This window comes from Streptomyces sp. H27-C3, assembly GCF_030063415.1.
Taxonomy (GTDB): Bacteria; Actinomycetota; Actinomycetes; order Streptomycetales; family Streptomycetaceae; genus Streptomyces.
This window is the reverse complement of sequence record NZ_JASITA010000079.1, coordinates 1-13,225: the sequence shown is the minus strand read 5'-3', so window position 1 is coordinate 13,225 and position 13,225 is coordinate 1. Positions and strand designations below refer to the sequence as shown.

At 66.7% G+C, this 13,225-nt stretch carries 14 protein-coding genes; 3 read left to right on the top strand and 11 right to left on the bottom strand.

The window, feature by feature from the left end:
- Positions 1–307 precede the first annotated feature (307 nt).
- From QMK30_RS37345 to QMK30_RS37305, 9 genes are all read right to left on the bottom strand, one after another.
- Positions 308–745, bottom strand: coding sequence for a hypothetical protein (locus QMK30_RS37345; RefSeq protein ID WP_267829720.1), 438 nt, complete (start codon positions 743–745; stop codon positions 308–310).
- Positions 742–906 (bottom strand): hypothetical protein, encoded by a 165-nt coding sequence (locus tag QMK30_RS37340; protein WP_283522784.1) that lies wholly within the window; start codon positions 904–906, stop codon positions 742–744. The genes QMK30_RS37345 and QMK30_RS37340 overlap by 4 nt, the downstream gene beginning before the upstream one ends.
- Positions 907–1,063: 157 nt before the next feature.
- The gene (locus QMK30_RS37335) at positions 1,064–3,013 is read right to left on the bottom strand and encodes a putative type IV secretion/conjugal transfer ATPase (RefSeq protein ID WP_267829718.1); all 1,950 of its coding nucleotides are present in this window, start codon (positions 3,011–3,013) and stop codon (positions 1,064–1,066) included.
- A 535-nt stretch (positions 3,014–3,548) separates the two neighbouring features.
- Positions 3,549–4,772 (bottom strand): hypothetical protein, encoded by a 1,224-nt coding sequence (locus QMK30_RS37330; protein ID WP_267829717.1) that lies wholly within the window; start codon positions 4,770–4,772, stop codon positions 3,549–3,551.
- Positions 4,773–4,837: 65 nt separating this feature from the next.
- Positions 4,838–5,119 carry a hypothetical protein gene (locus QMK30_RS37325; protein ID WP_267844277.1) on the bottom strand — a complete coding sequence of 94 codons (282 nt, stop codon included), beginning with the start codon at positions 5,117–5,119 and terminating at the stop codon, positions 4,838–4,840.
- Between the two features lie 5 nt (positions 5,120–5,124).
- Positions 5,125–5,292: a pRL2-8 gene (locus QMK30_RS37320; protein WP_267829715.1), complete on the bottom strand. Its 168-nt coding sequence runs from the start codon at positions 5,290–5,292 to the stop codon at positions 5,125–5,127.
- A gap of 2 nt (positions 5,293–5,294) precedes the next feature.
- Positions 5,295–5,615 (bottom strand): hypothetical protein, encoded by a 321-nt coding sequence (locus tag QMK30_RS37315; protein ID WP_267829714.1) that lies wholly within the window; start codon positions 5,613–5,615, stop codon positions 5,295–5,297.
- Between the two features lie 3 nt (positions 5,616–5,618).
- On the bottom strand, positions 5,619–5,819 hold the full coding sequence (locus QMK30_RS37310; protein ID WP_267829713.1) for a hypothetical protein: 201 nt from the start codon (positions 5,817–5,819) through the stop codon (positions 5,619–5,621).
- A 91-nt stretch (positions 5,820–5,910) separates the two neighbouring features.
- Positions 5,911–6,441 carry an RNA polymerase sigma factor gene (locus QMK30_RS37305; RefSeq protein ID WP_267829712.1) on the bottom strand — a complete coding sequence of 177 codons (531 nt, stop codon included), beginning with the start codon at positions 6,439–6,441 and terminating at the stop codon, positions 5,911–5,913.
- A 242-nt stretch (positions 6,442–6,683) separates the two neighbouring features.
- Here QMK30_RS37305 and QMK30_RS37300 point away from each other — a divergent pair, with 242 nt between their 5' ends.
- From QMK30_RS37300 to QMK30_RS37290, 3 genes are all read left to right on the top strand, one after another.
- Positions 6,684–7,433: a UTRA domain-containing protein gene (locus QMK30_RS37300; RefSeq protein ID WP_267829711.1), complete on the top strand. Its 750-nt coding sequence runs from the start codon at positions 6,684–6,686 to the stop codon at positions 7,431–7,433.
- A 337-nt stretch (positions 7,434–7,770) separates the two neighbouring features.
- Complete coding sequence (locus QMK30_RS37295; RefSeq protein WP_267829710.1) at positions 7,771–11,337, top strand: hypothetical protein; 3,567 nt, start codon at positions 7,771–7,773, stop codon at positions 11,335–11,337.
- Positions 11,337–11,930, top strand: coding sequence for a hypothetical protein (locus QMK30_RS37290; RefSeq protein ID WP_267829709.1), 594 nt, complete (start codon positions 11,337–11,339; stop codon positions 11,928–11,930). Before QMK30_RS37295 ends, QMK30_RS37290 begins: the two co-directional genes overlap by 1 nt.
- Positions 11,931–12,061: 131 nt before the next feature.
- On the opposite strand, the gene QMK30_RS37285 is transcribed toward QMK30_RS37290, so the two are convergent.
- The gene (locus tag QMK30_RS37285) at positions 12,062–12,352 is read right to left on the bottom strand and encodes a hypothetical protein (protein WP_267829708.1); all 291 of its coding nucleotides are present in this window, start codon (positions 12,350–12,352) and stop codon (positions 12,062–12,064) included.
- A complete protein-coding gene (locus QMK30_RS37280) occupies positions 12,349–13,026 on the bottom strand; it encodes a nucleotide-binding protein (RefSeq protein ID WP_267844279.1) in 678 nt (225 codons plus the stop codon). The genes QMK30_RS37285 and QMK30_RS37280 overlap by 4 nt, the downstream gene beginning before the upstream one ends.
- Between the last annotated feature and the right edge of the window lie 199 nt (positions 13,027–13,225).

Genomic DNA, 13,225 nt, shown 5'->3' with positions numbered 1-13,225 from the left:
TCAGACATCCCGGCCTCACCTCAGTGAGGTACTGACCTCAGTGAAGTACTGAGAGAGGCAGGACAGGCCAGACAGGGGGGTCATACAGAAAACCGGAGGGCTTAATCAGGGCAACACAAGAGCGGCCCCTCTCCGGTGGTAGACGGAGAGGGGCCGCTCTTGGTGCTGATCTTGTCCGGTGAACCGGACAGCTCCAGTTGGGGTCAGCTATCGCAGACGAAGCACTTGCGGTCGTTGTCGGAGTTCCAGGTGTCGCAGGCGGTGCAGCGCCAGGACTTGGTCTGTCGGATGAGGCGGGCCAGGAGGCTCATGCTGCTTTGCCCTTCGGGACCGTGCGACCGAAGCCGCGGAGCTTGCGGCCGGCGGCCGTGAGTTTCTCCCACTTCTGGGGGAGGTCTTCGTTGGCCCACACCTGGTACCCAGCCCACTGGAGGGTGATGGCCTTGAGACCGTGCTCGCGCTCCTTGAAGAGGCGGACCAGAGCGCCGCCGACGAGGCAGTAGACCGCGAGGACGATCCAGGTGAAGAGGTGGAGCTGGTGGAACGCGTAGGCCAGGCCGAGCACGATGTTGAGGACCAGGAGGCCGACGAGGATCGCGGCGGTGGCCCCGGCCTTGATGGCCAGCCCGGGGAGGCGGTCCCCGAACGTCTTGGGGGTCTGGTCCTCTTCCTCTTCGGGCGTGAATTCCTCGGATTCCGCCGGGAGTTCACCGGATTTGAGCAGTTTCAATTCAGCGGGGCTCATGCGTCCATGCTCCTTACGGTGTCCGGGGTAACAACGTATCCGCGCTGGTTGAGGCGGGTCACTAGGGCCCAGTTGGCGTCATCGACGGTCAACTCGATATTGAAGAGTTCGCGTGCCCTTTCCTGTACGTCCAGGGTGCTGATTTCTCCGCAGATTCCCACCGAATTGATTGCCGCATCGGTCGCGAAAATGACACGCCGTGCGAAATGAACGGCGCCTTTCCGGGCTGCCTTTTTCCTTTTTCCGAGGTTCCACATTGGAATGCGACTGCCTTTCCTTGGGGCGGGGGATTCGTGTTGAATCCCCCGCCAGGGAGGGTTATTCGGTGCCGGTTCCGGACTCTTCGGAATCGCTGAGATTGGCTGCGGACTTCACGCGGTTTCGGGCCCAGCGGGAAAGTTCGGTGGGGTCGTAGAGTTTGTCCCTGCCCTTGAGTTCCTTGTGGTCGGGGAATTGCTTGTCTCGACCTCGGGCGTTGCGGAGGGCGGTGAGGTCGCGCTGAACTTGGGTGGTCGTGGTGCCCGGCTGGCCGGGGCCGGCCACTCCGGCGCAGACGGTCTTGGCGGCCTGCGCGAGGGTGATCGGAGCGTTCTCGTCGGGGGTCTGGGGTTCTGCCTGGTCAGGGTCGGGAACGACCCTCAGGGGGCGCCCGTGTGTGTCTGACACAACCTGATCCCCCTGGTGGGAACCCCCGCTGTGTCGGTTGTTCAGTGTGTCGGCGGAGCCCCTCAGCTCCTCGATGGAAGGCACCGCGGTGACCGTTCCCGAGAGGGCCAGCTCCCGCGCCTCCTCGTCGGTCATGAAGACCACCTGGGTCTCATGGGCCTGGCCGGCCAGCACGACCTGGACCCGGCCGGAGTGCCGCGACGCCTTCGGGATCGGGGTGACCTCGGGGACCAGCATTCGCCACGCGTTCTGGGTGTAGCGCGCGAGAATTCGGGCGGTGAATGCCTCTCGCATTTCCGGTCCGCCGACCGTCTGGGCGGTGAGGGACTGGCCGATAAGAAGGGCGTGCATGAGCTGAGAGCGCCCCATGAAGAGGAACTCTCCGTAGGCTTCAACCGCCGGAGACTCGTTCTTCTTCTCTCCTTCCGGTTTGTTCTTAGCCCAGTACCGCTTAAGCCGCTTCTGGAGGGTGTTGGCCTCCTCCATGATGAGGAGAATCCGGGGCCCCATCGGGAGCGGGGGTTCCCCGCGCATTTCGCGGTGGACATTCTCCTCTGCGATGGCCATGCGCCGGTTTCCCTCGGCGGCAAGGGCGATCAGGAGGTCGTGTGCGTCCTTTTCGTGGCGGATGTACATGAGGTTGGGCAGGCCGTATGCCCATTTGTGGGACGTGCGCTTGAAGTCGATCAGGAATGCAATTCCGCCGTGGTGGAGCACCTGTGCGGCAAATGCCTTTGCCAGTACGGACTTTCCACCGCCGGGGGCGGCGGAGAACATCACGTGCGGCGACTCGTCGTCCAGGTCGATCGAGACGGCGACGCCACGGTGGGAGAGGCCGAGGAACGGCGCGCTCGCGCTCGCCTTCTCGACCATCGCGCGGACCTCGGGGTCCGCGTACATGACCTTCATGGGCGCGCGGGGCGACTGCCGGAAGGTCATCCGGTGCCGGTTCCCCGAGAGCTTCACGGACGCCTTGACGTCCTGGAGGCCGAGCTTGGAGATGACGGCCTGGGCGATCGTGGAGGTGTCCCGGTCCGGGGACCAGTTGCCGGGGAGCTCGACGGTGACGACCTCTCCGGCCATGTCCGCGTAGGCCGGCGGCACCTTGAGGTACTGGCCCGGGGCGACTCCCTCGGGCAGGCCCAGGAGCTCGCGCAGGACCACGTGGAGGGGCCAGACCCAGTCCTTGCGGTGGCGCCACGTCACCATGCCGTCAACGCCCCGGAATCCGGCCCAGGAGGCCGCCGAACAGGCCGCCGCGAGGCCGGAGACCTGGAGCGCGACGAGGGTCTCGGTCGGCTCTACAACGGCCGCGTAGCCCGTTCCCGTGACCACGAACGTGCTGAACGCCCGGAGTCCGAGGGTCTCCCAGCGCGAGAGGTAGTCCAGGGCGCGCGGCATCTTGCCGTCCGCGCGCTTCGTGGTGAGCGGGGTTCCGCGGTGGGTCCAGGTCCGGTCGGTGCGGGGCTCTCCGTCCAGGGTGTCGCCGGACGCGAACCTCCAGACGCCTTTCGCTCCGTCGGTGATGCCTTCCTCTATGGCCTTCCAGTCGGTTGGGGTCGGTGCCTTGCTGTGGCTGGGCTGCTCGGGCGGTGCGAACATCAGGGTGACTCCTGGGTGGCTCTGGCTGGGCTGGCTGGGGAGTTGTGGACCGGGCGGGAACCCGGTCCGGTGCCCGGTCATCCCCGCTGCTATCGGGGGTGACCGGGCCGTTCTGGTTGGACCTCATCACCCAGACCGGACAGGTCCGATCAGGGCTGTTGGGGCGGGTCTTTCGCTTGCTACAGGTGTGGATCTGGGCTTCGGTGTGACAGTCGGATCGAGTGACCTGGGTCACCCCGGCTGCTATCCGGGGCGGTCCGAGTCGCGGTTTCGTGCATCACCCATAGAGGTGTGTTGGAGCCTCGGCGTGTGACATCAGGGGCTGAACATTTTTCGGTTCCTCTTGATCAGTCGAGCCAACAGACGGGACCTCACCAACCGGCTCCCCAGAGGGGCCGGTCCGGGTCCCGATTCGGCATCGGGGCCCGGTTGGTGAGTGCCGGTGAACTCACCGGTGAGGCGGGAACCTCACCGGTGAGTTCGATCCTGGAGCGTTGAGCCTGTGGATAATTTCCGGCGACCGACTGACGGAGCGTCAGAGGTACATGCCGACCCTGCGGCCTTCCTCGCGGGCAGTCTTGGCGGCCTCGATGGCCGGCCGCTGACGGGAGATCTCCCGGCGGAGCGAGGTGGGCTTGAGGTCCCAGTCCCCCATCAGTTCCTTCGCACGGACGGCGATGGCATCGGTCTCCAGGACGCCTTCGTCAACGGCCTGTCGGACCGCTGCGGCCATCGTGGCGGGAGGGGTATTACCCAAAGGCTTGCCCGATGCCCGGTTGGCGGAGCGGGCAGGCTTACCCATTTCGGCGGACGCCGCGAGAGGGGTGGGCAAGCCCACCGGGGCGACAGGCTTACCCAGGTCTGCCTGGGTCTTACCCAGGTCGATCGGGGCGGGCACGACCAGGGCAATCGCAGGCACTACACCCGTGTTGACCTGGGTGTTCGTGTTGCCCGAGGTCTGCCCGTGGTTGCCCATGGGGGCACGCTCGACACTGACCTCAGTACCTTCAGGCAGTTCAGTGACCTCAGTGGGCTTGCCCACCGGAATCGCGGCAACCGGCGCGGTGTCACCGGCGCCCAGGGCACGGACACGCAGCTCCTGGTACTCCTCGCGGGTCATGCCCAGGGCCTCTGCCATCTCGCGGTGCTGGTGCTCGATCGCCAGGAGCTCACCGATGACTCCGGCCTCGGCGCGGGCAACCTGCCGCTGCACCTGAGCGCGGGCCATCATCAGCGCGGCCTTGCTGTTCTCCCCTTCGAGCCAGGCCGCGTCCGCCGGTCCCAAGTCGCGGTCGATGAACTTCAGGACGCCGAGCCAGAGCACCTTGGCCACCGCCGAGACGGCCGCGCCGACGACCGCGAGCGGGATGCTGCCCGCAACCCAGCCGTGCCAGAAGATCGCGCCCATGGTCGCGGCGACCAGGATGTAGCCCAACACCCGGGCGAACTTGCGCTTGTCCCGGTCGTAGCGGGCGAGGACTTCGAGGATGATGCAGGTGATCCAGGCCGCGTCGAAAAGGCCGGCGGCCGCGTACCCGACGCCCCCTTCGAGGAGCGCGCCGATCGACACGGTGGACCAGACGACCGCCACGGCGGTGAGGCCCAGGACGACCGAGGCCGCCGCGCGGATGCCGACGACGTCCCAGTTCCGCGGGGCCATCGGGATGCGGCTGGTGACGTTCTTGTCGTAGGTGTGGGTGGTTCCGTCGCGGGTGACTTCGGCCTGGACGGTCTTGACGATGTTCTTGAAGCGGAGCACTTCGGGGGTCCTTTCGGGGTGGCCGGGGGGCGGGCGAGAGGCGCCCCCGGCCAGGGGAGGGAAGGTCAGTTGGGGTCGGGGATGTACTCGAACCCGGCCCAGTCCGCGACGCGGTCGGCGGCCTCCATGAAGGCGTCGATCGCGGGGCGGCGGGCCCCGGGCAGGGGGAGCTTGACCAGGGCGTAGGCGACAACGGCGACCAGGAGCGAGAAGAAGAACGCGGCGTCGGGGGCGGCCCCGGCCGGGATCAGCACGCCGAACATCGAGGTGATGAAGGTGCCGAGCGGGACCAGGGGGCCGGCGAACGCGAGAGCGGCCACGACCGGCGTTGCGATCAGCTTGCGCACGCCGCTCACCTGACGATCATGTGGTCGGGGCAGCCCTTGAGCATGTGGTCCACGCACTCGGGGCAGTCCTGACGCGGGGCCAGGTGGCGGTGTACCGCACGGCTGTCGTAGGCGTGGAGCCAGCACTGTCGGCACTGGCGCTTCGGCGGGTTCAACGCCTTGTGACTCGGCATGACTACCACCAGCCCTTCGACTGGGCCTTGCGGTCGGTCTTGGCCTTGGCGTCCTTGTTGATGACCTGCTGCTTGGCGCTCTGCGCCGCGCTGATCTCCGCGAGGAGACGGGCCTCGGCGTTCTGCCAGATGAGGTCGATGCCGCGATCAGCGCGGCGGGAGGGCTGCTGACCCCTGACGCCCTTGGCGATGACCGCGCCGACGTGGCCCGCCATCTTGGCCTGCTCCCTGGCGGGCAGGGCGGAGAGGTCCCGGCGGCGGACTCCGGCCAGCTTGAACTCTGCGACGCGGATGGCCTGGTCGAGCTTGCGGGTGCTGGTCATGGGTCAACCCCTCTTCGGGTAGCGGCGGCCGGCGGGCGGGTTGGCGGACTCGTTGACGTACAAGGCGTGCGCAACGACGGATTCGAAGAGGGCCCGCTCCGTCGGGGTCTCCTGGTCCGGGGGCAGGAGGCTGCCACCCAAAGCGGCCATGAGGCTGTGCGTGCGGTCGTAGTCCTCGTGACGGGTCTCGCGGCGGATGCTCACGACTGGCCCCCGTTCTTGCCCGACTTGTTGCCGGACGAGTTGTCGTTGATCTCCTTGAGCTTTCGAGAGAGGTCCTCGTCAGCCACGGCGATCACCCGGCCAGCGGGAGGGAGCGGAGGCGCCGGGCGCCCCGGTGGATGTTCTGCTGTACGGCCTGGCGGGACTTGCCCAGCCGGTCAGCGATCCGCTGGTGGGACAGGCCCTGAGCGGCGAGCTTCACCGCGGTGGACTGCGGGGCGGTCAGCTCCGCGAGGGCGTACAGGTCGATGTCGGCCGGTGGAGTCGCGGGGACCAGGCGGACCGCGATGAGGACGTCACCGAAGTCGGTCGGGGCCTCGGAAGAACGGCGCAGCCGGTAGTGGTCGATCGCCGCGCGGACCGTGATCGAGCGGAGCCAGCCGTAGGCCCGCTCGTTGTCGGCCTGGAGCTGGTGGATCGAGAGCGCGGCCCGGACCCAGGTCTCCGAGACGACGTCCTCGGCCGTGGCGTAGTCGCGGGTCCGGGTGACTGCAAAGCCCAGGAGACGGGCGTTGTGGAGGCGGAACAGACGGTCGAGACGATCGGCCGACTCGGCGGTGAGCCGGGTTTCGGGCGATACGCCCAGGTCATACGCTGTGGACACGGTCCCTCCATCGGGATCGAGGGCCCAGACAGAGGGACTTAGCGGGATCTCTGTCTGGGCCCGTTTGCGTTTCCGTCGGGCTGATGTCACCACCATTACAGGAATTGTGGCACAATGCAAGTGATGACGGCACAGACGCGAGTGTGGTGGCGCCATCAGGCCAGACACGGCGCTAAGTGATACGTTGTGTGAAGATCTAACGAGAGTCGCTACTGACTCCGTCAACCCAGAAGAGGACCCTCATGACCAGCGGAAAGGCCACGCTCCCCGAAACGATCTTGGGACTGCGCGCATTCGTGAACGCTCAGGAACCCGGCACCGCGCTACCTGCCGAAGCCGCCCTGGCCGAACTCATCGGAAGCACCCGCACCCTCGTGAACACGGCGATCGGTCACCTCATGGCTGAGGGACAGCTCATTCGTCAGGGAAAGAAGGCCGTAGTGCAGCCGATCCGAACGATCCTTCGCCAGGTGCCGACCCGTTACACCGCTGCCTACCGAGAGGCTCAGGGCGCCCGTGGGGCGTTCGACGCTGAAGTCAGGGAGCACGGGATGCAGCCCCGATGGACTACGGAGCCTGGGCAGGAGCCCGCGCCGGAGTCAGTCGCAAAGCTCCTTGACCTGGAGACCGGCACCCTCGTTGCGACACGTGCACGCGAGATGTACGCCGACGACGTCCCGGTCCAGGTGGCGATCACCTACCTGCCTGTCGATGTTGCGACCTCGGCCGGCCTCACCGAGGTCGAAAGCGGTGCTGGTGGTCTGATCAGCCGCATGGGCGAGACCGACAGCAAGCAGACGAGTGTCACCGAGACGATTCAGGTACGTGTACCGACCGAGCGTGAACAGCAGCAGCTCAAGGTCCCGGGCGATGCACGTGTGTACGAACTGACACACGCGGCGCGAACTGCCCAGAACCGGTGTGTAGAGGTGACCGTTCACGTCATGCCGGTCCACCTCTGGGACCTCTCGTACACCTGGGACCTGAGCTGATCGGTTGACCGGCCGACGCCCCAGCCTGCACAAAGAGTTAGGGTCACAGGACAAAAAAGAAGAGAGGTCCTTCCCTCAGTGGCTACCACACCCCTGAGAGATGACCTCTCTTCAACGAAACAGCACTACCAACACAAGAAGGCAGAGCGCCTACCTACCACTCTAAGGCCTCCTCGGAGGTCTTGGAAATGGAGCTCTGCCAGATACGGAGAGTCGAGTGCCCCAGTCGGCACATGCTGTAGAGCAGGAAAGTGATGTTCAGGAGGGGCCTGCCAAGGTCCCTGACCAGGCAAAGAACCGCCGAACGAGTGGCGGTGCAGGAGGCGGCCAGGGCAGCGTGTCGTTCTTCGGCCGATCGGTCGATGGTGACCCGTCCCTCCGGTACGTCCTCAACGGTCGTCGCCCGGGGCTGTTCACCGTGGCCGGCCCCGACAAGCCGCCGACGCGGTTCCTGTCCTGGGCCCCGAAGGTGACCCGTCACCTGGTCCGCCTGGACGACGATGGCCGTTGCGTGGAGCGCCGGTACGAGATCCAGGTGGACGGCGTCGATGCCACGATCACCTCGGACGACCTGACGACCGGTCGTGTCTGGCGTGAGCTGATCCCCGGAGCCAAGGGCACCGGCCGGAGCAAGGTCCGCGACGCGCTTGAGAACGTCGTGATGGAACAGGCCGTTGACCTGCCCAGCACGTGGATGCTCAAGCGCACCGGCTGGTTCGACCTGCCGGACGGACGCTGGGTGTACGTCCGGGCCAATGACGACGTCGTGGACGGTGTCCGTACCGTCGATCTCAAGCCGGAACTCGTCAAGGCATCCCTGCCTCTGCCAAAGGCCGCGACGCTGCCCGCGCAGAAGAAAGTGGTCAAGGAGCTGGCCACCCACGGATGGGGGCCGGCCTTCGGTCTCGCGGTCGGCGTCCGGGCCCTGGCCTGGTCGGTCGTTCCCGTCCGTGGCTCGCTGATCCCCCACGGCCGGAACAACACCGGCAAGACCCTGACCTTCTGGGTCGCGTCCTGCCTCACCCTGACGAACGGGTGGCCCCCGTACGTGGATTCCTCGTTCTCCGACACCATCACCGCGATCGAGATGAAGATCCGCTCCGTCCAGGACCGGGTCATTGCGATCGAGGACATGCCGCTGACGTCCAACTCCGAAGCCGCGGCCGTCAAGGACGCGGTGGAGAAGTCCGACCGGATGACCCGCGCTCAGTTCAACAACACCCCCGTGCGCGACCGCTCCGAGCGGAAGTCAGACCGGATCGCGGAGTCCCCGTACGTCCGGGGCATCCTCATCCTGACCGCCCAGCAGATTCCCACCGCCGTACAGGCATCCATGCTCCGGCGCGTGGTGTGCGCGGAGTTCCACAAGGGCGACAACGACTGGCGCTGGTACACGGACAACGGCGCCGGTATGGAAGCGCCGATCCGCACCATCGGTGACCGGGTCATCAAGCACATGGCCGCGCTGGGCAAGGAGAAGGCCGAAGCCTGGGTCAAGGACTGCGACCAGCGGGCCAAGGATGCGTTCCTGCCCGTGGCCCGTGCGGCCGTTGGCGCCGATGCCCCGGACGGTATGGACGGAGTGCTCAAGGCCGCCTACCAGATGATGGCTGGCCTCCTGATGGTCAAGGACGCGTGCGGGCTCGACGTCCAGCCGCTGTGGCACGCGATCATCCCGAAGTTCACCGCGTCGCTCAAGGCGCAGGCGGACATGATCGGTGACCGACAGACCGCCGACACCGGTATCCCCGAGGCCCTCGGGTCCGTGCTCCGTCGCTCCCTCCAGGAACGGCGCGCGCATATCAGGTGCCCGAAGGAGGCCGCGCCCAAGTCCCTGGTCCCGGGCCAGACTCCGCAGGCTCAGGGCCTGCGGGAGGACACCTTCGATGGAACCTCGAAGGCCATCGGCGGAGAGGGGTCCTCCCTCTACTACATGGAGGACGGGGAGCTCCTCGGCATCACCGCATCCGACCTGCACACCCTGGTCATGCAGACCAAGGACATCCGGCTTACCGGATTCCAGGTCAAGAGCCTGCCCGGGTTCCTCCTGAAGGAGGGAGCGATCCTGCGGAGCACCCAGGCCGGGCAGGTCGCCACGACCAAGGTCCGGATCGGCGCCAACAAGAAGGCGATGCCGCTGGTCCTGATCCCGGCCTCCACCGTGTTCACCCTCCCCGAGGCCGACGACGACACCCCGGACGACGATGACGACCAGGACCAGCCGGAGAACGGCGGGCCCTCGGAGGGACCGGAGGAGGAGCACCTCCAGGAGGAGCTTCCCTCACAGCTCACAGCCTCACAGGACAACAACAGCACCCCTGTTGACCAGGGAATTCAGGCTGTTGACCACACAGCCTCACAGCCCTCACAGGCTGAACCTCACAGGCTGACGGTCGTTCCCGCACAGGCCACGGGACCTGTCGCCGTGGCCCCGGCCAGCGCGACGGGCGGTGTCGTCCTGGCGGTGACCGGGGGCCAGCTCGTCAACGCGGCCGACGCCACCTCGGTCACCCTGGAGGAGGATGCGGCCACCAGCCTCGCGGCCCTGGTGGACCAGGCCGTGCGGATGGTGCCCAACGGCCGGCTGACGCTCCTCATCGGGACAGACGCTCACCGCGGCTTCAAGCTGGGCCCCGAGGCACCCTCCATGCTGGAGAAGGACCCGTGGGCCCCGGCTTTCCAGACCCTGGCCGACGCGGGCTGGCACAAGCCCATGTCTAAGGAGAAGGAGCGGATGTACGTCGGGCAGTCCGCCCTCATGCAGCACCCCGCCCGCGCGGACTGGGTACGGATCACACCCGTCCAGTGGCTCAGCCCCGACTCGTTCCCCAAGGCCCGAACCAGGGCCATGCGCAAGGCCAACGAGCTCGACACCAGCGACGTCCTGACCCTGGCCTACCGCCTGGTCCGCTTCGCTCAGGTCACCGGCCACGACTTCGAGGGCAAGGCCGCCGGCACCGGCATCGCGATGCTCCGGGCCCGGATCGAGGAGACCGCACGCCAACACCCGAAGTGGCAAGGCTCAGTGGCCGACTGGCCGCAGGCCCTGGACGACAGCGGCTGGAGCCGCACGGAGAGCGACGCGGAGACCGCCCAGCCGTGGCGGAACCTGTACGACGCCAACAAGGCGTACCTGCCCGCGTACCGGCAGGCCACCGTGGCCCGCGATGATCTGGCCAAGGTCGATCACCCGATGTTCGACCGGACCATGGCCGGTTTCTGGGACATGGTCGTTCCCGAATGGCCGCACCCGCTGGTTCCGGCGCCGGTCCCCAACCACCGTGCCGGGCAGGTCGTCACGGTGACCACGGACATCGTCCAGGCGTATGTGGACCTCGGGATCACCCCGGAGATCCAGAGCGCGTACATCGCCCAGGCCGTCTCATTCGACGGGTTCCGGGCGTTCAGCGACAGCATCCGTGACCAGCTGCTCGGCCTCGGAGCATCGGCGGACACCGACGACCAGGCTGTAGCTCTGGTCCTCAAGGAGGTCTACCACACGGTCCACGGGAAGCTGAGGAACGCTGACCAGGGCGTGATCCGGCGCCCGGACTGGGGTCACGCGGTCCGGGATGCTGCCTGGACCAACACCCTCAGGAAGGTCTACCGGGCCGCCGGGATCACCAAGGCCGTGGCCGAGCCGCGCTTCCCGGTCCGGGTGAAGACCGACGAGATCACCTACGCCAGCGACCACCAGGACCCCGAAGCCGACGTGCCGTTCGGCCTGCGGATCGACAACACCGGGGCCAAGCTTGGCTACTTCAAGGCCAAGGCCCAGCCCCAGAAGGAGTACGAGGCAGAGCAGAAGGCCGCGAAGGAGAAGGCCACTCTTCAGAAGGAGCGCATGGAGGCCCGCAAGGCCGACCGTGCCGCCCGCGCCGCACGACGAGGAGGTAACCGCTGATGGGATCGGTCAAGGACGCCATGTTCAAGGCCCTGGCGAAGCGGTCCGCCAAGTCGGAGGACCGGGCCGCGTCGGTCCGGGCCGCTCAGCTCATCAAGCGGTTCGGCGGATCGGTGACCGAGGCCGCCAAGTCCGTGGGCCGAAGCTCCAAGACGCTCAAGGCTTGGGCCGAGGGCAAGTCCACCCCGAGGGCCGACAGCAACGAAGCGCTCAACCGGGCCAACCGCGAGGCTCTGGTTCCCGAAGGCCGGCGCGAGCGGTTCTTGAAGTCCGCGAGCGACGACAACATGGAGCTGAACAGCGACGGGGAGAACTGGAGTATCCAGCGGCCCTCGGGTGTCGGTAAGCCCTCGGGCGGAGTCGTCCTTCACGCCACGATCCGGGTCAGTGACGACGTCCGCGAGCGGAAAGTGAACCTGGGCGAGTGGCTGTCCGAGGGTCACATGGAAGACCTCCTCCAGGCGTTCATGGACGGCGACGAAGAGGCGATGCGGGGCGTGTTCATCGAGGGCCTGGACGTGTACTTCCACGAAGCTGAGCTCCAGGACGTCCTGGGCGTGCAGTTCAACCCGCTCGACTACGGCGACCAGTAGAGCCCCGAACAGCACTGGGCCCCACCCTCATAAGGGTGGGGCCCAGTCACATGACCTGTCGCGTGTCGCGTGCTGTCACACGGTCTACCAGCGGAAACCCCCGCCCCTGTTTTACGTGTGACAGGCGACAGTTACAGCTTGCCGTCCTTCGCCGCGAGCCTCTTGGCCACCTTCTCCGCGAGCTTCTCGTCCTCCAGGAGCTCATCCGCGAGGATGCGGAACACCGCCGACAGCTCGACAGAGGAGAGGTCCCGCTCAAGTGCGGTGCCGTTGCACCATCGTTTGAGCCTGCGGTGCAACGTCGGCCTGACGTCCACCGTGATACGGATCGGGGTCGTCCTGGCGACCACGGGCGCCACCGCGGCCTGGCTCGTCTCGGCCCGCTTCACTGTCCGGTCATAGCCCCGGCCTGCCGCGCTCATCCCAGCTTCTCCGTCCTGCGGGCCAGCAGCTCCTGGGCCAGCTTCCGCGCATTGGTGCCAGGCGTCTTCGGGATCATCGCCTGGCGGAACTTGTCGTCGTTGTACGGGATCAGAGTCTCCAGGACGTCGAACCCCTCACGCTCCAAGACACCACGGACCTCGGCGTCCGGGCCTGACTTCGTGCGCTTGGACCTGTTGGTCCTGTTGAGCAGAACCGCGACGTCCGCCGGCACGTTCCTCATGTCCTGGACCTCGGCAAGGAGTTCCTTCAGGAGGGAACGGTCACTGTCGTCCGGGGCACCCCGAGGAGGCTCGAACATCCGGTCCACCTCGTAGTGGCTGGGCGCAACGGGCAGAATCCAGGTCTCCGCGTAGCGCATCGCGCCCCGGGCGATCCGGGCATGGTCTTCGAGCTGGGGGACGTCGATGAGGACGACATCGACTCCCTGGTCGATGTCCGGGATCTTGCGGTGGAGGTCTGGCTCATCCATGCCGATGACAGGCCAGTTCAGACCGCCCGCGCGGTTGTACGCAGCGAGCGAGGACCGACCGGAGTCGGCATCGACCAGGAGGGGCTTCAAGCCCATTTCGTAGAAGGCTTGGCCCAGGAAGACCGTGGTGGTGGACTTCCCCACCCCCGGCTTCAAGTTCACGAACGCCCATGACATTGCCATGATCAGTATTCTACTGAGCTCACTGAAGTCCATGAGGTACTGGACCTCAGTACCTGAACGCGGTTGTGCCCCGGACCTCATAGCCCCGGGCACAAGAGGGCACGCGTTTTCTGTATGACCCCCCTGTCTGGCCTGTCCTGCCTCTCTCAGTACTTCACTGAGGTCAGTACCTCACTGAGGTGAGGCCGGGATGTCTGAG

Bases quoted from the DNA above. Each gene is read 5' to 3' on its own strand.
- QMK30_RS37345 (WP_267829720.1), bottom strand. From the start codon at position 745: ATGAGCCCCGCTGAATTGAAACTGCTCAAATCCGGTGAACTCCCGGCG.
- QMK30_RS37335 (WP_267829718.1), bottom strand. From the start codon at position 3,013: ATGTTCGCACCGCCCGAGCAGCCCAGCCACAGCAAGGCACCGACCCCA.
- QMK30_RS37320 (WP_267829715.1), bottom strand. From the start codon at position 5,292: ATGCCGAGTCACAAGGCGTTGAACCCGCCGAAGCGCCAGTGCCGACAG.
- QMK30_RS37315 (WP_267829714.1), bottom strand. From the start codon at position 5,615: ATGACCAGCACCCGCAAGCTCGACCAGGCCATCCGCGTCGCAGAGTTC.
- QMK30_RS37300 (WP_267829711.1), top strand. From the start codon at position 6,684: ATGACCAGCGGAAAGGCCACGCTCCCCGAAACGATCTTGGGACTGCGC.
- QMK30_RS37290 (WP_267829709.1), top strand. From the start codon at position 11,337: ATGGGATCGGTCAAGGACGCCATGTTCAAGGCCCTGGCGAAGCGGTCC.
- QMK30_RS37285 (WP_267829708.1), bottom strand. From the start codon at position 12,352: ATGAGCGCGGCAGGCCGGGGCTATGACCGGACAGTGAAGCGGGCCGAG.
- QMK30_RS37280 (WP_267844279.1), bottom strand. From the start codon at position 13,026: ATGGCAATGTCATGGGCGTTCGTGAACTTGAAGCCGGGGGTGGGGAAG.